Raw genomic sequence first — 24,563 nt, forward strand, 5'->3', positions numbered from 1 at the left:
TGATGAAAGTCCTAGCCTACCTCAATTTCGACGGCCGTTGTGAAGAAGCGATCGACTTTTACCGCCGCACGCTCGGCGCCGAAGTGGAAATGCTGATGCGCTTCAAAGACAGCCCAGAGCCTTGCGCGGAAGGCATGCTCCCGCCGGGCAGTGAGAACAAAGTCATGCACGCCAGCTTCCGCATCGGCGAGACGATGATGATGGCTTCCGACTGCCACAGCGCCGGCAAGGCGAGCTTCCAGGGCATTTCGCTGGCCATCAACCCGCCGGACGAAGCCAAGGCCAAGCAGCTTTTCGATGCCCTGGCCGATGGCGGAAAGGTGCAAGCGCCGTTGAGCAAGACCTTTTTCTCACCGGCGTTCGGCGTCCTTTCCGACCGCTTCGGCGTCTCGTGGATGATCCACGTCGAAGGCGAAAAGAAATAACGGGCACCGCCTGGCGAGGGCGGACCTGGACTACGTTTGTTCCTACGCGATTGTGCGGCAGCTCGACTTGCTCGGGCTGCCGCACCCTTCGCTCGCGCTCATTCTGAAAGAGTAACCAGCAAAGAACAACTCATCCGGTGGCAGCAGGACGCCCTGCTGGCCGTTATCCCAGAATACTCGAGCCAAGCCTCGCTCAGGAGCCGCCGATTCGCCCGCGCAAGCTTCGTTTGTGCCGAAGGGCGATGCGTCCAGCCGGCGAGTTTATCGCAAACGAATCGCCGTCATTACTCGTGACGCGAGGTTCCCCCCAGCATCCGGCGTAGCGGCGAGATAGTTTAGCCGTGGGCGCAAGCGGCGCAAGCCCACGGTACCGATGCGGTAGATTAGGCAAGCCGCGTAGCGGCGACAGAGGTGTCGCACCACGCGCTCTGTCGCCGCTACGCGGCTGCGCGGATCGATGGCGCCCTCTTCCGTGGGCTCGCGCCCACGGCTAAACTCTACCGTCCCTACGGGACTGGGAACGCAACGGCCGCGACGCGGCGTCGGACTCGTGTAGAACAACGTGGGCTGGTGCTCACGGCTAAACTCCTGTCCGGCTCCGCGGCGAAGTGTCACCGTTTGCGCTACGCTGAACAAAAACGGTACTACAGCCGCGAGTCCCGCAATGCGGCTCCGGCCGCCTGTTATCGCGCGCCGGCGGCCGCCGCTTTGCGTCGCTGGGCAGGTCGCTCAGATTGGCTTTCGCGCGGAAGTTCGGCATGATTGACGGCGGGCAACCACTTCGCCAAGTCGGCCTTGATCGAAGCATATTGCGGACCGGGCGCCAGGTTCGTCCACTCGTACTCGTCCGCATCGTGGTTGTAAAGCTCTTCGCCGCCGTCGGCATAGCGGATGTAACGCCACTTTTCGCTCCGCAGACTATGGTTGTCGCGGTGATACGTGGTCAATGCCGGAGGTTCCCAGGGCGACTGGGGATCGGCGAGCAGCGCGCGAAGGCTCGGCCCTTCGACATGCTTGGGCACTGCGATGCCGGCCAGGTCGCAAAGCGTAGGATAAACAGTCATGAAGTCGACCGGCCGCCGGCATACGCCGCCCGCCGTCGTCACGCCGGGCACGACGTAGATCAAGGGTGCCCGCGTCGCCTCCTCCCACAGGGCGAACTTCCGCCAATGGCGTTTCTCGCCCAGGTGCCAGCCGTGGTCGCCCCAGAAAACGACGATGGTGTTCTCGCGGTGAGGCGACTTTTCCAGCCCGTCGAGCAACCGGCCGACCATCGCGTCGCAAAAGGCGATCGTCGCCAGGTAAGCCCGCACGGCTTCCTTCCAGCGTCCCGAGGCGAGAATTTGCGCGTGGTCGCCGCCGGGCTTGGCCATTTTCACGCCGGCGTCCGGCACGTCGTCGAGATCGTCTTCGCGATACGGCGGCAACTCGATGGTCTCCAGCGGAAACTGGTCGAAGTATTTCTTGGGCACGCTGAACGGCATGTGCGGCTTGACCAGGCCGATCGCCAGAAAAAATGGCTTGTCGTGCGTCGCTTGCAGTTTTTCCAGGCCGTAGCTGACGACCTTATAGTCGGGCATGTCGTAATCGTCGTTGGCCAAAGGATAGAACTGAATACCGCCCACGCCGTCGTCGGCCGCGGAGGGATGCCGCTTCAAGCCGCCGCCACCAGGCGTGAGATAGTCGGTCCATTCGCCTTCGCGATGCGCGCCGCCATGATAGATCTTGCCGGCCCCGAACACTTCGTAGCCCGCCTGCAAGAACTGCGTGGTGAGCGTGAGTTCCTTGCCGATGACGGGCTTCCAGTCCTGCCCGTTGTCATACACGCCACTGGTGCTAGGCCGGAGGCCCGACATCAAAGCCGCGCGGGAGGGATTGCAGACGGGCGCGGCACAGTAGGCCCTGGTAAAGGTCACTCCCATAGCCGCGAGGCGATCGATGTTGGGCGTTCGAGTCTGCGGGTTGCGCTTCAGATGCCCGACCCAGTGGTTCAGATCGTCCACCGCAATAAACAGCACATTCGGTTTTGGCGGTGCCTTTTTCGTGTCGGCCGCGAGCGCCGACGGCGTCGTCAGCAGAATCAAGGTCAAGGCAGGCAGGCAAGCGCGGATCATCGTGTCAGCCTTTGTTGGTCAGCGGATCGTTTCCCTTTTCGGGCGTTGGATGATTCTAACGTAGAAGCCCGATGCTTCGCAGCCAGCGAAACGAAGCTCGCTAACGGTCCTGCAGTTCGGTCACTCGCCTTTCCGCCGCCTGGACTTTTGCGTCGATAACACGAATTGTTCGCGGCGAGGCGGCGATCGCATGGCATTCCGCTTGGAGGTTTTTGAGCTGCTGCAGTTGGGCTCGCGCGGTGGCAATCGCTCCATCCCTCGTGGCGCGGATCGCAGCAGCGACTAATGCCGCGGCAAATGTGATCGCGAACACGAAACCCAAGCTGAATTGAAAGCGCCGCCTCATTTCCGCAAATAGAGCCATACGAAGCCACTCTGTTCTTCACGCATGAAGGTCGCGCGCTGCTCATAGACCTTCCTGTAGTCCTCGAAGGCCTTCGTGCGCTGGGCCTCGTCGGACGTGGCGGGAGTCAATTTCTCTCTGACGACCGCGAAGGCCTTTTGCCAGTCGGCGAACTTCTTCTTGAACTCGGCCTCGCTCAGCCCCTCGGCCGGCGCCCTAAGGGTGACGGAATCGCCAACCAGCAAATCAAGTTTGCCGTCAACATTTACGTCGGCGACCCAGACCCGCGTCGAACTTAACGGACCGCTCAAGTCGTTTTCGCTGACTAGTAGCCGATCTTCGAAGGGATCTGCCCCTGGTTGGATTAACCATTCAAAAGCGCCAAGTTCTGGCACCTCGCCCTTGCCAGCGGTGTTTTCAGCCCACTGCACGCCGCCGCTGGACGATCCGCTGACGAGATCGAGATCGCCGTCGCCGTCCCAGTCGATGACGAACGGATCGCTATGATTGCCCGCGATTCGCAAAATCGCTTCGCCGCTCTTGATCGCTTCCGGCTGGGGTTGAAACTTTCCCTTTCCCTCTCCCTGGAACCAATAAAACGTTCCGGAGAAGTTGCCCACGACCAGATCGAGTCGGCCGTCGCTGTCCCAATCGGCCGCGAACGGCCGCGTGCAGATGTTTTCGACCCGCTGCTGCTCATCCTTGATGGGGATGATCAGCGGCTCGCCGTCCGTCCCCTTCAGGGCTTCCGCCGTGCGAAACGTGCCGTTGGCGTTGCCGTGCAAGACCTGAAACAGCCCCGCCATCGCCTTTTCCAGGCGGGAATACGAGCCGGAGAGAATGTCGCGGTTGCCGTCGCCGTCGATGTCCACCAACTGTGGAGTCGAGCTGGTGCATCACCAAACGCCGGGCACTTCGGCGATTTTGCCATCGGCCTCCAACCACTCGCCCGCCGCGAATTTGTCAGCGCCAAGGTGTTTGTAGGCGCGGATCTTTCCGTTGTTGAATTGACCGACGAGCAGATAGTGGTTTCCATCGCCCTTGAGATCGGTCCAGCAGGGGGCCGCATAGCCGGGGCTTTCCACGCGAATGGCCTCGCCGGCCGCCTTGAGACGCACGGGCGGCTCGAAATCCGCGGCACTGGAAATCGTGCCGCCGCCGAGCAGGAGTGCGGAGAACAACAGCCGCTTCATGAGACACCTCCTCTTGCTGAGAATGGACTTGGCTTTACCACTGAGACGTCGACCACAATATACAGCCGAGTGCCTTGGGAAAGCAACACGCGGTAGTCGCCGGTAGCCTCGGAACGCCACAGAGGGCGTTCCCTACAGAGCGGCGCACCGCGAAACTCCTGAACTAAAAGCGACACCAGGTGTTGCACATAGCTTTGCGGCCGCGAAAATAGAATCACACAGAACGTCGCCCTGAATCCCAGACGCGGAGAAATACCTATGGCTGCCACCAATCATTTCGTTCCGCGGGCCGCGTCGATCCTTATTTCGATAATCGCCCTACAACTCGCCGCACCGCTTTGCTCCGCCCAGCCACGACCACGCCCCAAGGAAGTCGGCACCACGGGCAAAATGCGAATCGTGGTCGTCGATTCCGACGAGCGACCTGTGGCGAAGGCGGACATCCACGTTTCCGTGTGGACCGACGAGGCTTTCGACCATAATCGCGATTACGTCACCGACGCCGCTGGAAAAGTCGAAGTCAAGCTGCCGAAGACGCTGACGATCCTGCGCATCTGGGCGAGCCGCGATAGCTACGTTCCGCTGTTTGCGAATTGGTGGCCGCAGTTCCAGGACAATGGTTTTCCAATTCCTGACGAGTATACCTTCCGGCTAGCCGATGGAAGCGTCATCGGGGGCGTGCTGAAGAATGCCGATGGCCAGCCCATCGCGGGAGCAAAGGTCGAAGTGATGCACGTCGATCGCGTCGATACGATGAAGGAGCGACCGCTCGTCAACACCTGGCTCGCCTTCGGCGGGGATGCGCGCGTCACCGACGCCCACGGATGCTGGACACTCGACAACGTGCCGCCGGACGAAGAAGCTCAGGTGCGCCTGAAAATCAGCCATCCCGACTACATCAACGACCAATCGTGGGGCGAGATGCAGCAGCGGCAAGACGTGACGATGGAACAACTGCGGGCAAAGACCGCCGTCATCACCATGCAACGCGGCATCAACGTCAGCGGGAGGGTGACCGAGGCGAACGGCAAACCGATTGCCGGCGCGGTTGTCGTCTTTGGAGATCACCCGTATTCGCAGGAAGGCAGCCAGGAAGTGCTCACGGACGAAGACGGCAAATACCGCCTTCCGCCGTTGCCGGCGCGGCCGACCACGGTGACGGTCGTGGCGGAAGGCTGGATGCCGCAATTGCGGAGGATCGAAATCACGCCTGAGAACCCGTCGGTCGACTTCCAACTGCGGCCGGGCAAAATGCTCAGGCTGCGATTCATCGACAGTTCGGGTAAGCCAATTCCCAAGGTGTTCATTGGCATCGCGAACTGGCGCGGCGGCGAGTCGCTTTACAACAACAAGCACCCGAACGTGCTCGATACGAAGATCCCGCTGTATTCGGATGAACGCGGAATCTATGAGTGGAGTTGGGCGCCCGACGACGCGGTGACTTATTGGATTTCCCGGCCCACGAAGAATCCGACACCTGCCACCAGCGTCAGCTTGACCGCCGACGGCGCCGAGAAAACGCTGACGTTTCCGCTTCAACTGAGCATTTCCGGTTCGGTGTCCGACGTCGAGACGGGCGAGGCGATTCGCGAGTTCACCGCTGTGCCGGTGCTTGAGCTGGCAAGCGGTAAATTGCTCGTGGAACGCAGCCTCGCCAAACGGGCCGCCGGTCGCTACATGCTTAAAATGGAACTCAGCCCGTCGCTTAAAATGGAACCGAACCAGACCGCGTACCGCGTGCGTATTGAGGCGGCCGGCTTCCGAAGCGCCGTGAGCGACGCGAGCTTCCGATTTGGCGACGCCGACGCGACGTGCGACGTGGCGCTTCATGCTGCGCCGCCTGCGGCCGGCCGAGCATTGACCGCCGAGGGCAGGCCGTTGGAAGGCGCCACCGTCGTTCTGGTAACGCCGTCACAACCTTTGCACCTTGTCCAGGGACAGACGCCCAGAATACCCGCGTTCGGCCGCAATGTCGACTCGCGGACCACGAACGCTGACGGCAGCTTCGCCTTCCCCGCTCAGTACGAACGCTATTGCCTGATGGTGATTCACGACCTCGGTTATGCCGAAGGCACTCGCCGGCCGGAGGAAATGCCCGGCGACTTGACCTTGAGCGAGTTTGCTCGCGTGGAAGGTAGGTTGATGGATCATGGCCAGCCGATTGCCGGGGCCGAACTCACGCTCCAGCCGTTGCGCGTACGCTCGCCGCAATGGCCCACCCTCGAGGTGCGTTACGTTGCCGAGACCGACGCGGAGGGCCGGTTCGCGTTCGACCGCGCGACGCCGCTCAAGTGTACCCTCAGCTTCGCGCAGTCGGCGTCGAAAACAGGCGATGGAGGCTCGACGGAATCCGTGCCGCTCGACCTCCAGCCAGGTGAAACAACAACGATCGGCCTCGGCGGCGCCGGTCGCGAAGTTCGCGGGCAGGTGGTGCTCAAGGGCGGCGGGGCACGCGAAATCGACTTGAGCTATTCGCTAAACTATCTGCTCGGCAAGACACGGGGCATCAAGCCCCCGCTGGAGATCGCCGTCCAGCGATTCGACTGGCGAAAAGGCTGGAACGACCTATGGATTTCGTCGGCCGAAGGCAACGCGTATTTACAAACGCTTCACCATTATCGCGTGAATCTCGCCAGCGACGGGACGTTTCGGGTCTTCGTACCAAATGGTGACTATGAACTCGCATTCCATCTCTACCAGCGAACAGCAGACCGACAGGTGGCTGCCGTGGGAGGGAAGATTGTGCGGTTCAATATGCCCAAGGGTGAATCGGAACAAGGCGCCCTCGATCTGGGCACAATCGAAATCGAAGCGGCAATCGGGGCAGCACGCGGGAAACCGGTCTCGGCCTGCGAGATCGATCTGCTCGGCGCCGGCGGTCGCCGAACGTCACCCTAAATGGCACGGCCCATCACACGGCAATTACAGGCGAGGTTGCCGTTGCGGCCGCGCCATTTCGGGCGGCGTCGGGCAGGCTCTGCCACCATGCCTGCCAGCCGGCGGCCGACGGACCGCGGACTTCTCCCGAAATGCACTCCAAGGCCCAGCCGGCTTCCTCGCTCAGCAAAGGGTCGCCGCCGTGTAAAACCTCGATCAAGCGCTCGGCGCCCAGGGCAAAACCGAGCTCGCCCAAAATACGGACCGCGACGATGCGGTCCCGCCGCAATGCCGTCGCCTCGGCCACCGTGGCGAGCGGTTCGCGCAACATCCAAGCAGCCAAGTGCGGCGGCGGCGGTTGGTGTTCGCCCGGCGGTTGACGCTCGATGGAAGCCCGCCAGTCGGCCACGAGTCGATCGACATTCATGCCGTACTGTCTGGCCAGAGCCGCGGCGGCGCTGCGGCGGCGCGTGGGATCGTGCCAGAACTTCTGGAAGGCGCTCCGCCGATCGGGCGTCGAGCCTCGCCCGCAGAGAAACTCGACGAGCGACCAGGCCTGGGTGTTGTACTGAATGACCCAGGCGTGCAAGGCGCGATCGCCGCGGCGGCGCACGCGGCGAATCGTTCTTGCCGTGTGGCGATCGAAGAGTTCGCGCGGCTCCATGACACGGCCGGCCAGCAGCGCCGCTTTCATCCGCCGTCCGAGCCGCGCAGCAAGTTCGTCGTCGCCGTCATCGCGGGCCAGGGCGGAGACGAGGCCGTTGGTGAGCCAATCTTGCTGGAACTGCCGGTCGCAAAGTTCGAGCAAACGGTACAAGATCGGCGCCCGCAGCCGCATCAGCGGCTCGGCCGATTGCTCGCAGAGCTCTCGCTCGGCAAAGAGCATCTTCTTGAGGGGTGCAAGAAGATAGAGGCTGTTGAAGCGTGGGCCGGCAACTAACGTCGCCTGAATCTTGCGGGACGCGATGTCGAAAACCACGATCTCGTCGTTCCCGTTACGGGCCGCCAGCAATGCACCGTCGGGCGAAAAAACCGGCGCCGTCCATGTGTTCGGCGAGAAAAAGATCGGCGGCCCGGCAAGCGCGACCGCGGGTGAGCTATCCAACGGCGGATCATAAACTTCAATGCTGCCGCTATGTGACGACCAGGCGAGTCGGCCGCCGCCAGGTGCGAAAACCGGCTGGCAGCCGGCGTGTGCGGTGAGCGTGCGCACACGCTTGCCCGTTGCGACGTCCCACAAGTCGATGCCATAGCCGGTCGGCGTAGCGGCCAGACAGCTTGCTGCCAGAGTTTTTCCGTCGGCCGACGGCGCGATGTCGCTACCCACGCCCATCGGCAGCGACGTCAGCCGCCGGCCGTCATCCATGTTCCAGACGCGCGCCTTGTCATCGCTGAACAAGGCAGCCGCCGTCGAACCATCGGCCGAGACGGCCAGCTTCAGCACCAGGCCGCTGCGCGAACCTTCGCCGAACATTGGCGCCAGCAGGGCCGCCACCAGCCCGGCCAGCGTAATCCACATCAACAGATCGCCGAGAGTAAAACGGGGCTTGGACATGTGGATGCTCCACAGCGACGGAAGGAATGATGCTTCGAGATCGGCCGTCGGCGCGTCGGCGAACTGATCGTCACGCGAAAAGACAAGCACCAGGCACGATTATGAACCGTTGCCCAATTTCGCGTCAAGCTGCTCTTCAAGCTGAGTCGCCAAGCCCTCCAACTCGGAAAGGGAAAGAGTTGTCCACCAGTCCGGCGGGCTGTTTTCCTGCCCTAGAAACCGCTGCAGGTTTTGAATCCGTTCTGCTCGGCCCCTCTTGTAGCCTTCGTCGCGGGCTTCGCCCAGCGCCGTAAGGATGTCACGACGCCCCTTCAGGCTCGATTCGTATCTCTCTTGGTCCTGCTCGTTGAGCGCGGCCCGCTCCAGCATCGCGTACAATTCGCACTCCAGCCCCAGCGTTCGCTCTCGTAATTCCCATGACTCAAGGTCGGCCAACTGCTCAGGGGAGCTGACGTCCTCAAGCAGCAGCCGCTGGTAAACGCGAATCCACGTTACCAGTTCTTCGGAGTCTGCGTCGAGAATTGGGTCATGAGCCATTGGCCAACCTCGCATTGAGCTGGACCTCAAGCTGAGTGGCGAGGTCGGCGAGCTCTTCCGCCGACAGGGTCCGCAACTGTTTGAGAGGCATCACCTTCCGCCTAAGCGACCTTTGGAGGAATTGGATGTGTTCTGCGCGTCCCTCCGCGCGTCCCTCCGCGCGTCCGTGCTCGCGTCCCTCCTTGCGTCCCTTCTCCAACCCCCTCGCCACTCCCATGTCCTCCCGCTCGGCCATCGCCGTATAAACGTCGCGCTCCCATTTCTCGCGGGCTTCGTAGCGTTCGCGTTCGCGTTTGCTTCGCGAAATCATTCTCAGGTCCTCCAATGCCCAACGGACCTCCGGCACGTTCAATGCCTTTGGCAGGGCATCTATATCGAGTGAGGGCGCGTGCCGGAGGAAAAACAACCAGCGGTCGAGAGAGGTTGCCAATTCCTCTACCGCCTTTTGAAACTTCGTCAATTCCAGAATATGCACCGCCATCTGATCCGTAAAGAGCGTATGACGCTTGCGCTCTCGCAACTCGAAGATCAGGTGGTAATCGTCTAGCTGCGGAAACAGCGGTGTATCGACGAAGCACACCGCGATGGTGGGCCGCAAGATGCGAAAGTCTTTGCCTTTTTTTAACTGGGCGTGATGCAACCTGGACCAATAGTAGAGCGCCCGCTGCCGAAAAGCGCCGTAGGCGAGCAACTGCATTTCAATATTGAACTGCCGACCGGTTTCATCGCGGGCTTTGATATCTAAAACTGACATTTTGGCGTCAGGAGTTTCCCTGTCGTTGAAAGGGTTCAGCAACTCCAGGCTGACGATGTGTTGGCCAGCCGCGGGCTGCAAGACGGCATCCAGCAAGCTAATGAGCGCCGGCTTGCTCTCTTCGCGTCCGAAGACGTGCTTGAAGGCATAATCGACCTTGGGATCAATTTGGGGTTTCATGCTGCAATCATAACGGGACGGCTGGACGACTTAAACGGCCCACCGGAGCGGCTAGGATGCATGACTCGACTCACAAGGAGTTGCGGCGAGAGCGACCGTTGGCGAGAATGTCGTTTGGCGGTCGCCTCGCCTCGCCATGACCCCCAACTGCGAAAAGTCAGCGCTCCCAATAGCCATGCTCCTCAATCGGCGACAACTCTTTGACAAGGCAACAACCGGTCTGGGCGCCGTCGCGCTGGCAGCGCTGTTGCATGATGACGCGGCCAAAGCCGACGGCGCCTTGCCCGGCTTGCCCCACTTCGCTCCCAAAGCGAAGCGAATCATCTACCTATTTCAGTCCGGCGCGCCCTCGCAACTCGATCTGTTCGATTACAAGCCGCGCCTGGCCGACCTGCGGGCCAGCGAATTGCCCGACTCGGTCCGCATGGGACAGCGGCTGACCGGTATGACGGCCACGCAGGCCAGCTTTCCCGTCGCCCCCAGCAGGTTCAAGTTCGCCCGGCACGGGCAGAGCGGCGCGTGGCTGAGCGAGCTGCTGCCGCACACCGCCAAGATCGCCGACCGGCTGTGCTTCGTGAAGTCGATGCACACAGAGGCCATCAACCACGATCCGGCGGTGACCTTCTTCCAGACCGGCGCTCAGCTTGCCGGCCGGCCCAGCATCGGTGCGTGGATCGTCTACGGCCTGGGAAGCGAGAACCAGAACTTGCCCGGCTTCGTGGCCATGATCTCGCAAGGGTCGGGCAACCCCAACGATCAGCCGCTCTACGACCGCCTGTGGGGCAGCGGCTTTCTACCGACGAAATACCAGGGAACAAAATTCCGCTCTACCGGCGACCCCGTGCTCTTTCTTTCCAACCCGCCGGGCGTCGATGCCGGCACGCGGCGGCAGATGCTCGACGACCTGGTGAAGCTCAATCAAGAGCGGCTTCGCCAGCAAGGCGATCCGGAAATCGCCACCCGCATCGCGCAGTATGAGCTGGCCTGGCGGATGCAGTCGTCGGTGCCCGACTTGACCGACGTCTCCAACGAGCCGGAGCACGTGTTCGAGCTTTACGGCCCCGACGCGCGGCGGCCCGGCACGTTCGCGGCCAACTGCCTGCTGGCCCGCCGGCTGGTCGAGCGTGGCGTGCGCTTCGTGCAACTCTTTCATCGCGGCTGGGACCAGCACACGAACCTGCCGAAGCAGATCGTGGGCCAATGCCGCGACACCGACCAGGCCTCGGCGGCGCTGGTGTTCGACCTGGCGCGTCGCGGGCTGCTCGACGACACGCTGGTGGTCTGGGGCGGCGAGTTCGGCCGCACGGTCTACTGCCAGGGCCGGCTGACGGCCGAAGACTACGGCCGCGACCACCATCCGCGCTCGTTCACGATCTGGCTGGCCGGCGCCGGCATCAAGCCGGGCGTCACGCACGGCGCCACCGACGATTTCAGCTACAACATCGTCGAGAACCCCGTTCACGTTCACGATCTGCACGCGACGCTCATGTACTGCCTGGGCATCGACCACGAGCGGCTGACCTACAAATTCCAGGGCCGCTATCACCGGCTGACCGACGTGGCCGGGAAAGTGGTCCGCGAGATCCTGGCCTAGCCTGGATGATTCTGCGGCGCGTAGCTGGCTTCGTGAGAAGCCAGGCCGTAGCGGGCCTCTCAGCCCAGGCCGCGGTCGTAGGCATCTTGCTCGCGCTGATAGAGGGCCAGCACCGACTCGAATGTCTCGCCGGAAATCTGCCAAGAAGGGTTCTCGTCGGTGTAGGCGTTGGCGTGCGAGACGAATAGCCGGTGCAGAAACTTGAACAAATGCCGCGGCACCCGCAACGTGCGCAGCGCGTCGATCAGCCGCCGCTCGCTCACCGATTCTTGGAACAGCGTCCGCAGCGACGGCGTTTGCCCGTTGATGGCGCAGGCCTTCAGCCGGGCGTTGGCCACGTCGTAGAGGGCTTCGCCGGTCCAGCCCAACGACCGCACCAGGTTCTGCTTGTCGAGCCGGGCACGCTGGTAAAAATCGTGGGCCTCGCGGTCGGCGAAGTACGACAGTTCGATCGGCAGCAGCAGCTTGAAGCCAATGCCCGGATGCTTGAGAAACTTGTTGTCGAGCATCGGCCACAGCAGGGCCTTCATCTGTTCCGGCGAGCCGTTGATCAGGTGCGGCTCGTCGACGCGATCGACCAGCACGATGATGCCCGAAAAACCGAGCGTCCGCAGCACGCCCTGAAACTTGGCCAGCAGCTCGAAACGGTCGTCGGTGCGTTCCTTGGTGGGCAAGGGCTGCCCGGCCAGCTCGTCGACCGAAAAGTTCATCAGCACCTGCCGCAAGGGATTCGGCTCGTGATTGACCACGCGCAACTGCCGCATGATGGCACGCGCGCGCCAGTACCACTTCCAGCTTCGCGCGGCCAGTGGAATCCAGCCGGCGGCGGCGAAGACGTAGGGCCAAGGGCTGGCCAGCCAGTCCCATTTTTGCAGCCCCACGATGAGGCCGAAGACCACGAGCACCGTCACGATGCCCAAGGCCAGCGGCCAACGGGTGCGCCAGGTGTGAAAGCGCAGGCGACGGCGCAAGCGGTGCCAGCGCTGACGGAAGTTTTCGGCCGTCGATTGGTCGTAGATGGCGGCCAGCAGCAACAGGTCGCGCATTTGCGTGCGGTCGAGACGGCGAGGGTCGAGAGCGGGCGCGGGCGAGGCGGCGTCGCGGTGCCGCTTGTCACCCTCACCCCGGCCCGGGGCGCCCGCCTGCGGGCCCGGCGGGAGAGGGTGAGGCTTGTCGAGCAGGCGGTCGACCAACTGCGTGACGCCCAGCGAGAGGATGGCGTCCATGTGGTCCCACAGCTTCCAATAAGAAAGCACCTGTTCCAGGCGCCGGCGGCGGCCCAGCTTGTCGTGGAAGCGGTCGAGGAAGGGGTTGAAGTCGTCGTATTCGATGACGAAGAGTCGGCTGTCGGCGTGCTGGCGATTGTACTGCTCGACGTGCCGCACAATCTGCAGGCGCATGGCCGTTTTGCCCGCCCCCTTTTCGCCGAACACGATCGCGGTGGAAGGCTCCGAGGGATCGCCGTAGACTTTGTCCCAGGTGGGATGATGTGTGGTGTCGATGCAGAATTCCTTGAACACCGCGTCGGTCTGGGCGTCTTCTTCGGCAAAGGGATTGGCGGCGATGCCGTGGTGTTCGAGAAATTTTTGAATCTTCATGGGCCGTCCGTGAGATTTTGGATTTTCGATTTTAGATTTTCGATTGTCGGAATCGAAAATCCAAAACTGCGAGCGTGCCGCTCGCCTATTTCTCCTTCAAGCTGTCGATCATCCGCCCGAACGCCTTTTTGCTGTCGGCGACGGTCTGCTTGGCGCCGATCAGCTTGATGAAGTAGTTGCCGGTCTTCTTGCCTTTCTTGGTGGTCTCGATGATGGCGGCCAGCATGCGGTAGTTTTCGCGTTCGACGGTCGGTCCGCCGGCGAATGGCCCGCCCGGCTTGTCGAGGTAGGTGCCCGACACATCGACCAGCGTCACTTTTTGTCCGGCGATTTCCTTCTCTTCCACCTTGGCCGATTTGGACGTGTCCGATTCGTCGGACTGACGAAACTGGCCATACCAGCGGTTGACGTTGTCTTCGATGCTGCCGCCCGCGCCCATCACGGTCACGCGGGCGGGACGCGCGTCGCCGGTCACGGCCGGCACCTCGTATTCATACTCGATGATGTTGACCCTGGGCTGCTTTCGCTGCCACGAGTCGGGCACGGCCAGCTCAAAGCGGCCGTCGGAGAGCACCATCTTTTCGGCCTTGGCGTCTTTGTCGGCGGCAAAAGCCGTCGCGCCGGCGGCGAGGCAGAGCATTGCGGAAAGCATCGCGCCGCAAACGTTTCTCGTGTTCATAAGCGTTCTCTTGGTTGAGGGTCACCCTACGCCTTTTCCTGTTGCCCGCCATTTTACTCTTCCGGCGGTTTTGGGCCAGCGGTCGCGTCGGCCGCGGGCGAGACGATCTGTTCGCTGACCACCTTCCAGACAAGAAACGACAGTGGGATCATCGCCAAGAGCAGCACGACGATGGCGACGATCGGTCCCGTGTTCGACCGCTGCCGATAGCCGCGGGCCGTGCTGCTGCGTGTCGTGGCGGGCGCGGCCGCGGCGATCGGAAAGCCATCGGCCGCCGGAGCTGCCACCGGTGCGCCCGGAAACATGCCCGGTGCGACGGCTGCAACCGGAAACGCCGGCTGTGCCATGGCGGGGGCCGGTATCGGGGCGGCAGGCATCGGCATCGCGGGTGCCGCGGTTGGCAGGGGCATGCTGGCCAGCGGCGGCACGACGGGCGCCGCGGCGGGGGCGGGGCCGGCCGGAGGCGACGGGAGTTGAGGAAACACGGTGGATGCCGGCCGCCAATCGGGCCAGTCTTGCCGCCAAACCAAGGAATCGGCCGTGACCCGCCCTTCCTGAATCCAGCCCCGAAACTCTTCGCCGCTGGCCGGGCCATATTGGCTCGTGGCGCCCGGTGGCGTCACGTACCACTGCATTTGGGGCGCCTCGGCAATCGGATCGGCGGCGGCCACCGCGCCGACGGGTGCGGCGGTCGGCTGCGGCTGGTAAATCGTCGTTTGCTCAGCGTCGGCGACCAGGCCTCCACCGGGCGCTTGGACGGGGGCGGCCACGGGCGACGCCGCGCCGCCCTCAACCGGTGCCGAGGGGGCCGCGGGAACGGAGGCGGGTGCGGTTGGTGCGGCTGCAGCCTGCCGAGTGCCGCCGGCCGGCTTCGCCCAGGGCGAGCTTTCGGCCGGGATGTCGATCTTGGCCTCGCATCTCGGACAGCGGCCCTTTTTGCCCGCCAGCTCCGACTTGACATTCAATGCGCGTCCGCAGGCGGGACAGGTGAATTTGATGCCCATGATGTCAGCGACGGGTCTCTCGGCCAAAACGACGCGCTCGGCAGACTCCTGCCGCTCTTAACGCATTTTAGCCTAGCGACGTGCGGGGGGAAACCGGGACGCTCAACATCCGGCTGGTGTCCAGCAGTCCGTCGCACGATCCACCGTTTTCGATCCTCTATGGCCGCGACGTGCTTCGTCTTCCGCTCAAACAGGAATGACGGCGACAAGCGCAGGTCAGTCGCGATTACGAGGCCTGCGGCACGCGGCGCTGACCGACGACCTTGGCATCCAGCCATTCGATGGCCACGCGGCGGCCGAACTCGCGCTCGAAAGGCGCCGCGCGGCGGCGAGCGGCCCAGAGATCGACTTCGGGCGGTTCGTCGGACACCACTCGCATCGTGATCTCGTCGGCCGCGATCGAGACCAGAATGTCTCGCACCTGCTGCGTGTTGCTGCGATCGAACCCGCCGGCCAATCGCAAAATGGCCGCCAGCTTGCGCACACGTTGCTGGTCTTTGCCCGACAGCCGTTTGAAGTTCTTGTGCTTCTTCTTCGGCTCCTTGCCGCGGTGGTAGCGGGCAAGGTTGGCGATCAATTCAAGCTGGTGCGTCTGGAAACCAGCCAGCCGGCTGTGCAGAATCAAATGGTAGCTGTGCTTGTGGTGCTTCTCGTAGTCGATCATGTAGCCCACGTCTTGCAGTCGTGCGGCGGCGTCGAGCAGCAACCGGTCGGAAGTCGCCAGGCCGGCCTCGCCCATGACTTGCGACAGAATCTGCGTGGCCAGTTTCGCCACCTGCCGCGAGTGCTTCAGGTCGGCCCCGCAGTTGGCCGCGAAGCGTTCGATGGCCGCATCCTGGTCGTGCGGGTCGTCGCTCCGCGCGCCGCGCGATTGTTCCAGCATCATCAAGAGCAGGCCGTCGCGCACTCCGCGGTCGTGAACTTGCAGCCGATTGACGCGGAACCGCCGCATCAGGCCGTCGATGATGGCGACCCCGGCGAGGATGATGTCGGCCCGGTCGGGGCTGAGGCCGGGCAGATTGCGGCGGGCCTTGAGGGGCAGCTTTCGCAGCCGGTCGAGCAGGTGCCCGACTTCAGCGTGCGTGACTTCGTAACCGCGCAGCGGCAGGCCGGTTTGCCCTTTGGAGGCCATCACCATTTCGGCCAGCGTGGTGAAGGTGCCGCCCGAACCGATCATCAGGTGCGGCCAGAACACCAGGCGCTTGGTGTGTCGGCGCAGCTCGTGGTCGATGCCGCCCGCCAAGTTCTCGAAGGCCTCGCCGCCCGACTCCTGGCCGTTCAAGTAGAGGTCGGTCATCCGCACCGCGCCCAACGGCGTGGTGTAGACCTCTTCGATCGCTCTGCCGGAGGCCAGGATGATCTCCGTGCTGCCGCCGCCGATGTCGGCGATGGCCACGTTTTTGCCGTCGAGCTGAAAGGCCCGCGCCACGCTGGAGAAGGCCAGATGGGCTTCCTGTTCGGCGCCGATCACGTCGATGTCGAGGCCGATCTCCTGTTTTGCCCGGCGGCAGAACTCTTCGCCGTCGGCCGCTTCCCGCAACGCGCAGGTGCCGATCACCCGCAACTCGCGCACCTGATAGCCGGCGGCAATCTGCTTCATCCGCTTCAAGGCTTCCAGCGAGCGTTCGACGGCCGCCGCGTTCAGTCGACCCGTGGCCGCCAGGTCTTTCCCCAACCGGGCGGTGTCTTTTTCTTCCGTCAAGATGCGGTAGTTGCCGTCGCGCAGGGCCTCGGCCACCACCAGACGAATGCTATTCGTGCCGACGTCGATGGCCGCCAGGCGGTGCGCCAGGTCGGGCGAAAGGTAGTATTGTTGTTGTTCCATCGCGTGGGTGCTGGCCGGCAAGGTCGGTACATGTAACCATATCATACGCGGCGGGGTCGCGGGGAGACGGTTGACCGTCTCCGCCCGTCCCAGGATAATCGGTCTGGTTGCGTCTAACATGCTGTTTTTTCGTCGGTTCCGTCGCCTGTGAAACTCATACGTGAACTGACCGGCTTGCCCGATGGGCTTCGCGGTGGGGCCTTGACCATCGGCAATTTCGACGGCGTACATCTCGGTCATGCCCGGCTCATTGAACGCCTGGTGGCGCGGGCCCGCGCGGTGGCCGGCCCGTCGGTGGTGTTTACGTTCGATCCGCATCCGGTGCGCTTGCTGCGGCCGGAGCGGGCACCCTGGCCGCTTACCTGGACCGAACGCAAAGCGCGATTACTGCAGCAATTGGGGGTCGATTGGATCATCGCCTATCCGACCGATGAGGCCCTGCTGGCGCTGTCGGACCGGGATTTCTTCCAGCAAATTGTGCGCGACAAATTAGCGGCACGCGCCATGGTGGAAGGGCCGAATTTCTTTTTCGGGCACAACCGCACCGGCACGATCGATGTCTTACGCAAACTGACGTCGGCCGCCGGGATGGAGCTCGACGTGGTCGATCCGGTCGCGATCGACGGAGCGATTGTTTCCAGTTCGCTGGTCCGCGAGCTTATCGCAGGCGGCAAAGTCGACGAGGCCCGCCGCCTGCTGACGGAGCCCTACCGCATCCGCGGAATCGTTCGGCACGGCGCGGGGCGCGGCGCCCGCATCGGCTTTCCCACGGCGAACCTGGCGGGCATCGACACGCTGCTGCCCGCCGCGGGCGTCTATGCGGGCCATGCGTTCATCGACGGACAGCGCTGGGCCGCGGCGATCAACGTGGGCGCCAATCCGACGTTCGGCGAGCAGGACTTGAAGGTGGAGGTGCATCTGATCGACTTCCACCGCGCGATCTACGGCGAGCCGCTGGAGGTCGACTTCCTCAGCCGTCTACGCGACGTGCGGCCGTTCGGCGGCGTGGAAGAGCTGAAGCAGCAGCTTGCCCGCGATGTGGAGGCGGCGAAGGGGGTGGCGGATCCGACATGAGCATCCGTGACAACGGATTCTTCATCTGCGGTCGTCAATCAGGTGCGGTCGCCTTCTGTAGCGTGCGACAAGCGAGCTTGGCGGTGGATGGTTCGTGAACGCTCCGATTGAACAAACGAAACGCAGGTCGGGCGCCCGTGGGTGTTGCTCGTGAAGAAACGCCGAAGTTGAAACGGCTTCAAGAGTTCCGTGCTTCCCCGCAAGACTTGCAATGAGTTCGGCACGCTGGCTGCGATGCCCCCGATCACCCAGTCGCGGCGCGTGGCCGCGACATTCGGATGGGTGAAACTTACGACAGAGAAGGAGTTTTAGCATGTCCGCGAAATTCGAAATCGACCAGCTTGAAGAACGGATCGCCCCAAGCACCGTGGCGATCAGCCCCGTGAGTGCGGGCGTCAGCGGTAGTGACGGCGTCAGCGTCGGCCTGCCGCTGCTGGGCAACGTGTCTGTGGGCGTCAGCGCCAACGATAGCGTGAGCTTCAGTGGCGCGGGCCTCACGCTGCCCGGTCTAGGCGGGCTTCTCTAGCACGATTGTTGCGAGAGCACGATTGTTGCGAGCCACGCAGAAGGGGGCCGAGCGAACGCTTGGCCCTTTTCTCGTGCTAGCCCGCCGCCCAACCCACGGAGCGGCGAAACTCCTGTTCTTCCATCAGTTCCCCCTCGCGCACAAGCTGGACCCTCACCGGCGTTTCCGGCCAGCCAAGCGCCAATAGCAGGCGGTCGAACTCGTGCGGCGGACAGCGGCCTTGCAGCTCCATATACCAGAGTCGCTCCGCGCCGTCGTAGAGCACGCCGTCGATTTGCCAGGCCGGCCCCGCGGCCGCCACCCACACAAACGAACCGTCCGGCTCGACGAACATCCGCGGCAAGTCGGCCAACGACTGGGCCACTTGCTCGAACGTGCGGGCGAACATCGGCCGCGGACCGTCGGCGTCGGCCGGGCGAGGAAGTATGCGAATGTGAAAAGCGGTTGAAAGCATGGCTGCGTGGGGCATGAAGTTCCCAATCAGTTATGGTAAGACTCAGGCATGGATTTCCTAGGTCTCTCCGACAAATCGGTGCTGGTGTGCGGCGTCGCCAACCGCAAGAGCGTAGCCTATCATGTCGGCCGCGTGCTGGCGGAAGCGGGCGCCAAAGTGGTCTATGTCGTCCGCTCGCCCGAGCGCCGCGAATCGGTGGCCAGGCTGCTGGGCGATGCCGAAATCTACGTCTGCGACGTGGAACGTGAAGAAGAAATCGCCCGCTTGCGCGACCAGGTTGCCGCGCGGCACGCGACGCTCGACGGCCTGGTCCATTCAATTGCCTTTGCCGATTACGATGAATCGCCGCGGCCGTTCCACGAGACGTCGAAGAAGGCGTTTCTGCGGTCGATCGACGTTTCGTGTTATTCGCTGATCGCCCTTGCCCGTGCGTTCCAAGACCTGCTGGCCGCCGACGCCTCGGTGGTGACCATTTCAATTTCCACCACGCGCATGGCCAGCGAAAACTACGGGTTCATGGCGCCGGTCAAGGCGGCCCTCGATTCGTCGCTGGTGTTTCTGGCCAAGTCGTTCAGCCAATTCTCGCAAGTGCGGTTCAATGCGGTGGCGCCGGGCCTGTTGAAGACCTCGGCATCGGCGGGCATTCCCGGCTACGTCGATGCCTATCTCTATGCAGAACAGGTGACGCTCCGCAAGTCGGCCGTCCAGACGGAAGAGGTGGCCAACGTGGCGGCGTTTCTGCTCAGCCCTCGTTCGAGCGGCATCAACGCACAGCGGATCGTCGTCGACGCCGGCATGGAGGTGAACTACTTCGACCGCGATTTGATCGAACGGGTGATGCGCTCGTAGCCCGCTTGCTCCGCAGGGAAGGCTCCGAATCGCCCCGCGAAAGCGAAGACGCCACGATTATGCGCTTTTGCCCGGCTCGGCAAACGACGTCATTGCCGCAAGGCAGGCTTGGACCGCTCGGCAACGTGAGCCGCCGGTCGGCCCGACTCCGCCCGCCACCGCGTGAGGAGATCGCCACGCAAGCGCGCGGTGAACGCTTCGGCCCCTTCCGGCAAGAGGTGCTGTCCGTCGCAAAACTGCTCGTCCGTACACCACCCGCGGCAATCGACCACGCGCACATCGAACGCGCGGCGCACTTCGGCAAGGTAGGCCTCGATGCGCGTCAGCGCCGCGCTTGGATAGCGTCCGCGGAACAACTCCCCTTCGGGCAGCAGCAGCAGCGCGGCGTCGATCCGCCGGCGGCGGCAAACGTCGAGCATCTCGGCGATTGCTCGGCGAGCGACGTCGCTCACCTCGAAGTCGGTCAGCGGTCGGGTGTAGAGATCGGCACACCAGCGGCCGACCCGCTGCCGCTCGACGTCGTCGGCCGGCCGCAACGGGAACCGCGACCAGCCCGAAACATCGGTTTGCCCCAGCATCTGCTCGTCGCGCAGGTGCGCCTCATCGACCCAGCCGGGAGCGACTCGCCGCAGCAACTCGACACGATACGAATACCACGGAGAGAGGCGCGACACGATCCACCGCGAAGCCAGCTCGCGCGGCTCGAAGGCGTAGCGGCAAAGCACGCCTAAATCTGGCCAATCGAGCTTGCGCACGTCGACGGCCCGGCTCTCGCACCAGTCGCACGTTTGGTGCAGGAAGGCGGGGTGGATCTCGATCAGCAGTTGGGCGGGCTGCACGCCGGCGGAGAGCAACCGGCGCAGACACACCAGCTCCTGCACTGGACCGATTCCGGTCAGGCCGAAGTTGAATTGCCACGCCGCGTCGCGGTTTGCCGAGCTCGCGGCGCAAAAGCCAAACGCCATGCGAGACGTGCCCAACGCGAGCAACAGCGGCTGGCCGGAATGGGCTGTTTGTTGCGTCTTGAGCAGAGCGAGCTTGCGGCCATACTCCGGATGCCGCAGCGCGGGCCACCAGCGGTCGGTCAGCAGCGCGAAGGTCGCTTGCAGCGCAACAAAGAACAGCGTTCCCCAGACGAGCGCGCATCGTCCGCCGACAGATCGCATGACAGGGTTCAGGGTTCGGGGTTCAGGGTTCAGGGTTCAGGGTTCGAGGTTCAGGGTTCGAGGTTTCCCGGCGCGCCGGGATTCAGGGTTCAGCAATGCCGCCGTCGCGGGTGACGGAGTTTAGCCGCGCCACCAGAGCGGTCAAGAGCAAGGCAGGACCGCTCACTCCGCCTTGGCCGGCAACAGGGCGGCGATTTGGCCCGCCTCCAGCAGCGCCTGGGCACGTTCGACTTCGCGATAGTAATCGCGGCGTTCCAACAATCGGCCGGCCTCTTGGTCGAGAACGGCAATCACGTCGCGATGAAGTTGCAAGGCCGAGGCGGTCACTTGGGCGGTTACCGGTCCTTCCACGGTCTCGCGGATGGCCCGGGCTTTGTGGGGGCCGCACGCCAAGAGCAGGCATTGCCGCGACTCGAGAATCGTGCCCACGCCCATCGTGATCGCCAGCCGCGGCACCCGCTCGCTGCCACCGAAGAAACGTGCGTTGTCGCGGACCGTTTCCTCGGTCAGCGTCTTCAGCCGCGTGCGGCTGCCCAGCGACGAACCGGGTTCGTTGAAAGCGATATGCCCGTCGCCGCCGATGCCGAGCACTTGCAGGTCGATGCCGCCGGCCTCGGCGATCATCCGCTCATATTGCTGGCAAAAGGCGTCGAAATCGAGCGCGCGACCGTCGGGCACGTGCGTGTTTCGCGGCTCGATGTTCACATGGTCGAAGAGATTCTCTTGCATGAAGCGGCGATAGCTTTGCGGATGCGTGGGGGCCAGGCCGACGTATTCGTCGAGATTGAACGTCGCCACCCGCGAGAAATCGAGGCCCTCTTCGCGGTGCATGCGGACCAGTTCCTGATACATACCCAGCGGAGTGCTGCCCGTGGCCAGACCCAAGACGCAGTTCGGCCGCCGCCGCAGCAGCCGCGCCACGAAACGGGCAGCGGTCCGCGACACGCTGGTTGCGTCCGGTTCGACGATGACGCGCATGGATGAAGTCTCCTCGGTTCCGCAAGTCGGAACGGACAACTGCTTCAGTGCCCTGTTTCCAGGCGGCGAACGATCAAGTTGCCTGTGCCCAATCGCTTGCTCAGCGCGGTGGCGAAATCGTAATTCTCTTCGTCCGGCGCAGCAATATCGACGTTGCGGCACTTCGTGGCCGCCAAGGCGATGAGCTGCGGCATGGCAAGGTATCGCAGCGCGTTCAAAACGTCGGGAGCCTCCCGATCGTTCAGCCGCGGCGAAACAAGAGCCAGCGACACATCGTCGGCCGAGAACAACGACGCATACAGCGCGACCGCGGCCATCTCGGCCTCGCCGTGCAACGTCACGTCGCTCGCTTCGCGGCAGACAGGAACTGCGCGCAAGGCTTCCCACGCCCGTCGAACGTCCCAGACTTGCATCCCGGCCAACGTCTGACCCAGCAGCATGAAGCGGCGGCGGTTTTGAATCTGCTTTTTCTCGCTCCCGTCCCAGCGAGTCCGCCCCAGGCCGCGCGGCATGAACAGCACCGAAATGCCGTCCGATTTGTCCGCCTCGGCCGAAGGCGTTTCGGGCAAATCCGTATTTGAAAAGTCGTCCGCAAACGCCGCTCGCCAAGCGGCTTTCACGTCTGCGCTGATCGAGTTGTCGCCGCCGACAAAAACATGCATCGGCATTGCTCCGGGCTTGGTGTCTTTCCAGGCCAAGTAAATTCGCAAACGAACGTCCTTTTGACTGTCGAAATTGTATGCTTCCACGTGCATGCCGTCGCGATTGATCGAAGCCACCTGCTGCGGGTCCAGCTGCCCCGGCTCGTCCGGCCAGCCGCGAAAGCATTTCTCTTTCAAGGCCGCCATCCAACCATCGCGGAGCTTTTCCCACTGCTCTTTGCTTTCGGGTATTTCCGGCACTTGGGCCAGTGGCACAAACAGCTCGTGAATGCGGGTGTTGATCTGGTCGGCCGGCAAACCGTCGCGGAAGACTTGCAGCGCTTCCGGCGTAAAGTAGCTGACGCCTGTGTTCTCCACCAGCGATTCGCCGTCGCCCTTCAAGAACCGATTGAACCAACGGAAGGCGGCCACCTGCAGCTCCTGAATGTCTTTGTGCCCGCCGGGGCTGATTTGCAGGCCCAGCTTGTCGTCGGCGCCATACAGCCGATAGATGCGGCGGACCTTGGCGTGCAGCCGCTCGACGCCGTTCAAAGGAAAGATGCCGTCGCCGTCGGTGTTGGCGATCAACAACGGCCGCGGCGCCACCAACGCGGCCACCTGCGGATAGTCCCAGCGGTAGGTGTTGACCATGAACATGCAATCGCAGTGGCCTTCGACGCAGCCGTCGACCACGTGGTTTTCCAGGTCGGTGATGCCCGCCGTGGGGACGGCGGCTTTGATGCGTTCGTCGAGCGCCGCGGTCCACCAGGTGTACGCGCCGCCGCCGGAGCGTCCGGTGACGCCCAGCCGCTGGCCGTCGACTTCGGGCCGCGATTGCAAGTAGTCGAGTGCCCGCACGCAGTTCCAGGCTTCGACGCCGGCCGGCGTGTAGCCCCGCGAGTTCCACCACCACATGCCTTCGCGATAGGTGCCGTGGTGCAGTCCCTCGATCTCGCCGAGCTGCAGCGTGTCGATCACCAGGCAAACATAGCCGTTGCGGGCAAACCAGCCGCCGTGATGCTGATAGAACGTCTTGTTGCCGTAGCTCACGCCGTCTTTCTTCACCTGAGCATGCCCGCAGACGTAGAGCACGGCCGGCGCCGGCTTTTCCAGCCCTTTGGGCAGATAAAGATTGCCGGTCACGTACAGGCCGGGCCGCGACTGAAAGTGAAGGTTTTCGACAGTGAACCACTCGGTCTCATGCCTGCCGGTGACGACGGGCTTCAGGTCAGTGCGGGGCGGCATGGGATCGAGGCCGAGCATTTCGGCAAGCTGCCGCCGATCCTCTTCGCGTCGCGAGGTCCACTCTTCGAGCGAGCGGACGTCGGCCAAGCAGCGGTCGGCGAGCCTGCCGGTCTCGGCACGAAAGTATTCAGCGAGCATCCGGTCGCCGCGCGAGGCATCGGGCCGCGGCTCGTCGGCCAGTGCGGCAGAGGGAAACAGGAGGCAGGCGGCAAGAACAAATTGGGTTCGCATGGGCGCGTGATGGTGATAGGGCCATGGTTGGTTCAGGCTATGCTAGCTCAAAGCGTCGGTCAAGAACACGAACTCCGGCAAGGCTCGGCCTTTGACCCGATTCTGATGGACATGCCCTGCCACGCGTACCTATCGGCCCGCGGTGCGGCAGTTCAAGGGCCGCCCCGGGCCAGCCGCCGCTTCAACGCCTGGAATGCGTGTTTCAAGGTCCGCTTGACGGCGTTGACAGTCAGCCCAAGGCGGAGGGCGACCTGGGCCAGGCTGAGCTTCTCGAAATAGCGCGCTTGGACCGCTTGCCGCTCTTCGGCCGGCAACTGCCCGAGGGCGTCGCGCAGCTCCGCCCGCACTTCGAGCGCGGCCAGCATTTCTTCGGGCGAGGGCTGCCGTCCGTAGGCGTGCCGGCCGCTGTCGACCGCCTGTTCGTCGAGCGGCTCTTCGCGCGATGCGTCGTGCGATTTGCCCGCCGCGTACCTGCGCAAGACCGCGCACAGCAGGTTTTTGCAAATGGTCATCAGCCACTTCCGGTACTGCGCCAGGCTCGTGCCGCTGAAACCGCCGAAGCCTTTGAGCGCCAATCGACAGGCCTCTTGCGCCAGATCGTCGGGACCGTTTTTGAGGGCGATCTCCTTCGACAGCGCTCGGCTGAAGAAGCGCCTTGTTTTGCGCCAATAGCTGATGAGCAGCTCGCCGTGCGCTTCGCTCGAGCCCGCCAGGGCCTGGT

General features: G+C 63.5%; 22 protein-coding genes. 6 read left to right on the top strand and 16 right to left on the bottom strand.

Annotation, left to right across the window (positions count from 1 at the left end; all coding sequences use genetic code 11):
* Positions 1-2 precede the first annotated feature (2 nt).
* Positions 3-425 (top strand): VOC family protein, encoded by a 423-nt coding sequence (locus VNH11_13340; protein HVA47347.1) that lies wholly within the window; start codon positions 3-5, stop codon positions 423-425.
* 683 nt (positions 426-1,108) lie between these two features.
* Here the strand turns inward: VNH11_13340 and VNH11_13345 are convergent.
* The 4 genes from VNH11_13345 to VNH11_13360 form a co-directional block, all read right to left on the bottom strand.
* Positions 1,109-2,539, bottom strand: a complete 1,431-nt coding sequence (locus VNH11_13345) for a sulfatase (protein HVA47348.1) — start codon at positions 2,537-2,539, stop codon at positions 1,109-1,111.
* Positions 2,540-2,639: 100 nt separating this feature from the next.
* A complete protein-coding gene (locus tag VNH11_13350) occupies positions 2,640-2,903 on the bottom strand; it encodes a hypothetical protein (protein HVA47349.1) in 264 nt (87 codons plus the stop codon).
* A complete protein-coding gene (locus tag VNH11_13355; protein ID HVA47350.1) occupies positions 2,882-3,754 on the bottom strand; it encodes a VCBS repeat-containing protein in 873 nt (290 codons plus the stop codon). The genes VNH11_13350 and VNH11_13355 overlap by 22 nt, the downstream gene beginning before the upstream one ends.
* A 24-nt stretch (positions 3,755-3,778) precedes the next feature.
* Positions 3,779-4,075 carry a hypothetical protein gene (locus VNH11_13360; GenBank protein ID HVA47351.1) on the bottom strand — a complete coding sequence of 99 codons (297 nt, stop codon included), beginning with the start codon at positions 4,073-4,075 and terminating at the stop codon, positions 3,779-3,781.
* A gap of 258 nt (positions 4,076-4,333) precedes the next feature.
* On the opposite strand from VNH11_13360, the gene VNH11_13365 reads away from it, so the two are divergent.
* Positions 4,334-6,973 (top strand): carboxypeptidase-like regulatory domain-containing protein, encoded by a 2,640-nt coding sequence (locus tag VNH11_13365; GenBank protein HVA47352.1) that lies wholly within the window; start codon positions 4,334-4,336, stop codon positions 6,971-6,973.
* A 13-nt stretch (positions 6,974-6,986) separates the two neighbouring features.
* Here VNH11_13365 and VNH11_13370 read toward each other — a convergent pair whose 3' ends face one another.
* The 3 genes from VNH11_13370 to VNH11_13380 form a co-directional block, all read right to left on the bottom strand.
* Positions 6,987-8,507, bottom strand: coding sequence for a hypothetical protein (locus VNH11_13370; GenBank protein HVA47353.1), 1,521 nt, complete (start codon positions 8,505-8,507; stop codon positions 6,987-6,989).
* 99 nt (positions 8,508-8,606) lie between these two features.
* Positions 8,607-9,044 (bottom strand): hypothetical protein, encoded by a 438-nt coding sequence (locus tag VNH11_13375; protein HVA47354.1) that lies wholly within the window; start codon positions 9,042-9,044, stop codon positions 8,607-8,609.
* The gene (locus VNH11_13380; GenBank protein HVA47355.1) at positions 9,034-9,978 is read right to left on the bottom strand and encodes an Rpn family recombination-promoting nuclease/putative transposase; all 945 of its coding nucleotides are present in this window, start codon (positions 9,976-9,978) and stop codon (positions 9,034-9,036) included. Before VNH11_13380 ends, VNH11_13375 begins: the two co-directional genes overlap by 11 nt.
* 175 nt (positions 9,979-10,153) lie before the next feature.
* Here VNH11_13380 and VNH11_13385 point away from each other — a divergent pair, with 175 nt between their 5' ends.
* Positions 10,154-11,572 (top strand): DUF1501 domain-containing protein, encoded by a 1,419-nt coding sequence (locus tag VNH11_13385; protein HVA47356.1) that lies wholly within the window; start codon positions 10,154-10,156, stop codon positions 11,570-11,572.
* Positions 11,573-11,631: 59 nt separating this feature from the next.
* On the opposite strand, the gene VNH11_13390 is transcribed toward VNH11_13385, so the two are convergent.
* From VNH11_13390 to VNH11_13405, 4 genes are all read right to left on the bottom strand, one after another.
* Positions 11,632-13,170 (bottom strand): hypothetical protein, encoded by a 1,539-nt coding sequence (locus tag VNH11_13390; GenBank protein HVA47357.1) that lies wholly within the window; start codon positions 13,168-13,170, stop codon positions 11,632-11,634.
* 85 nt (positions 13,171-13,255) lie between these two features.
* Entirely contained in the window at positions 13,256-13,849 is a 594-nt protein-coding gene (locus VNH11_13395; GenBank protein HVA47358.1) for a hypothetical protein, read from the bottom strand.
* 53 nt (positions 13,850-13,902) lie between these two features.
* The gene (locus VNH11_13400; GenBank protein HVA47359.1) at positions 13,903-14,853 is read right to left on the bottom strand and encodes a DUF4339 domain-containing protein; all 951 of its coding nucleotides are present in this window, start codon (positions 14,851-14,853) and stop codon (positions 13,903-13,905) included.
* Between the two features lie 226 nt (positions 14,854-15,079).
* Positions 15,080-16,723 (bottom strand): Ppx/GppA phosphatase family protein, encoded by a 1,644-nt coding sequence (locus VNH11_13405; protein ID HVA47360.1) that lies wholly within the window; start codon positions 16,721-16,723, stop codon positions 15,080-15,082.
* A gap of 102 nt (positions 16,724-16,825) precedes the next feature.
* Between VNH11_13405 and VNH11_13410 the strand changes: the two genes are divergently transcribed.
* Positions 16,826-17,752 carry a bifunctional riboflavin kinase/FAD synthetase gene (locus VNH11_13410; GenBank protein HVA47361.1) on the top strand — a complete coding sequence of 309 codons (927 nt, stop codon included), beginning with the start codon at positions 16,826-16,828 and terminating at the stop codon, positions 17,750-17,752.
* Between the two features lie 313 nt (positions 17,753-18,065).
* Complete coding sequence (locus VNH11_13415; protein ID HVA47362.1) at positions 18,066-18,278, top strand: hypothetical protein; 213 nt, start codon at positions 18,066-18,068, stop codon at positions 18,276-18,278.
* 76 nt (positions 18,279-18,354) lie between these two features.
* On the opposite strand, the gene VNH11_13420 is transcribed toward VNH11_13415, so the two are convergent.
* Positions 18,355-18,732 carry a hypothetical protein gene (locus VNH11_13420; protein ID HVA47363.1) on the bottom strand — a complete coding sequence of 126 codons (378 nt, stop codon included), beginning with the start codon at positions 18,730-18,732 and terminating at the stop codon, positions 18,355-18,357.
* Positions 18,733-18,780: 48 nt separating this feature from the next.
* Between VNH11_13420 and VNH11_13425 the strand changes: the two genes are divergently transcribed.
* A complete protein-coding gene (locus VNH11_13425) occupies positions 18,781-19,581 on the top strand; it encodes an SDR family oxidoreductase (GenBank protein HVA47364.1) in 801 nt (266 codons plus the stop codon).
* A gap of 89 nt (positions 19,582-19,670) precedes the next feature.
* On the opposite strand, the gene VNH11_13430 is transcribed toward VNH11_13425, so the two are convergent.
* From VNH11_13430 to VNH11_13445, 4 genes are all read right to left on the bottom strand, one after another.
* On the bottom strand, positions 19,671-20,747 hold the full coding sequence (locus tag VNH11_13430; GenBank protein ID HVA47365.1) for a hypothetical protein: 1,077 nt from the start codon (positions 20,745-20,747) through the stop codon (positions 19,671-19,673).
* A gap of 162 nt (positions 20,748-20,909) precedes the next feature.
* A complete protein-coding gene (gene nagB, locus VNH11_13435) occupies positions 20,910-21,725 on the bottom strand; it encodes a glucosamine-6-phosphate deaminase (GenBank protein HVA47366.1) in 816 nt (271 codons plus the stop codon).
* Between the two features lie 44 nt (positions 21,726-21,769).
* Entirely contained in the window at positions 21,770-23,842 is a 2,073-nt protein-coding gene (locus tag VNH11_13440) for an acetylxylan esterase (GenBank protein ID HVA47367.1), read from the bottom strand.
* Between the two features lie 152 nt (positions 23,843-23,994).
* Positions 23,995-24,563: sigma-70 family RNA polymerase sigma factor (locus tag VNH11_13445; GenBank protein HVA47368.1), on the bottom strand; the 569-nt coding region annotated here is incomplete at its 5' end.

Source organism: Pirellulales bacterium (assembly GCA_035533075.1).
GTDB lineage: Bacteria > Planctomycetota > Planctomycetia > Pirellulales > JAICIG01 > DASSFG01.

What these genes read in the sequence shown, in the direction of transcription:
- VNH11_13340 (HVA47347.1), top strand. Translation starts at nt 3, where the DNA reads ATGAAAGTCCTAGCCTACCTCAATTTCGACGGCCGTTGTGAAGAAGCG.
- VNH11_13345 (HVA47348.1), bottom strand. Translation starts at nt 2,539, where the DNA reads ATGATCCGCGCTTGCCTGCCTGCCTTGACCTTGATTCTGCTGACGACG.
- VNH11_13350 (HVA47349.1), bottom strand. Translation starts at nt 2,903, where the DNA reads ATGGCTCTATTTGCGGAAATGAGGCGGCGCTTTCAATTCAGCTTGGGT.
- VNH11_13360 (HVA47351.1), bottom strand. Translation starts at nt 4,075, where the DNA reads ATGAAGCGGCTGTTGTTCTCCGCACTCCTGCTCGGCGGCGGCACGATT.
- VNH11_13365 (HVA47352.1), top strand. Translation starts at nt 4,334, where the DNA reads ATGGCTGCCACCAATCATTTCGTTCCGCGGGCCGCGTCGATCCTTATT.
- VNH11_13370 (HVA47353.1), bottom strand. Translation starts at nt 8,507, where the DNA reads ATGTCCAAGCCCCGTTTTACTCTCGGCGATCTGTTGATGTGGATTACG.
- VNH11_13375 (HVA47354.1), bottom strand. Translation starts at nt 9,044, where the DNA reads ATGGCTCATGACCCAATTCTCGACGCAGACTCCGAAGAACTGGTAACG.
- VNH11_13380 (HVA47355.1), bottom strand. Translation starts at nt 9,978, where the DNA reads ATGAAACCCCAAATTGATCCCAAGGTCGATTATGCCTTCAAGCACGTC.
- VNH11_13385 (HVA47356.1), top strand. Translation starts at nt 10,154, where the DNA reads ATGCTCCTCAATCGGCGACAACTCTTTGACAAGGCAACAACCGGTCTG.
- VNH11_13390 (HVA47357.1), bottom strand. Translation starts at nt 13,170, where the DNA reads ATGAAGATTCAAAAATTTCTCGAACACCACGGCATCGCCGCCAATCCC.
- VNH11_13395 (HVA47358.1), bottom strand. Translation starts at nt 13,849, where the DNA reads ATGAACACGAGAAACGTTTGCGGCGCGATGCTTTCCGCAATGCTCTGC.
- VNH11_13400 (HVA47359.1), bottom strand. Translation starts at nt 14,853, where the DNA reads ATGGGCATCAAATTCACCTGTCCCGCCTGCGGACGCGCATTGAATGTC.
- VNH11_13405 (HVA47360.1), bottom strand. Translation starts at nt 16,723, where the DNA reads ATGATATGGTTACATGTACCGACCTTGCCGGCCAGCACCCACGCGATG.
- VNH11_13415 (HVA47362.1), top strand. Translation starts at nt 18,066, where the DNA reads ATGTCCGCGAAATTCGAAATCGACCAGCTTGAAGAACGGATCGCCCCA.
- VNH11_13420 (HVA47363.1), bottom strand. Translation starts at nt 18,732, where the DNA reads ATGCTTTCAACCGCTTTTCACATTCGCATACTTCCTCGCCCGGCCGAC.
- VNH11_13425 (HVA47364.1), top strand. Translation starts at nt 18,781, where the DNA reads ATGGATTTCCTAGGTCTCTCCGACAAATCGGTGCTGGTGTGCGGCGTC.
- VNH11_13430 (HVA47365.1), bottom strand. Translation starts at nt 20,747, where the DNA reads ATGCGATCTGTCGGCGGACGATGCGCGCTCGTCTGGGGAACGCTGTTC.
- nagB (HVA47366.1), bottom strand. Translation starts at nt 21,725, where the DNA reads ATGCGCGTCATCGTCGAACCGGACGCAACCAGCGTGTCGCGGACCGCT.
- VNH11_13440 (HVA47367.1), bottom strand. Translation starts at nt 23,842, where the DNA reads ATGCGAACCCAATTTGTTCTTGCCGCCTGCCTCCTGTTTCCCTCTGCC.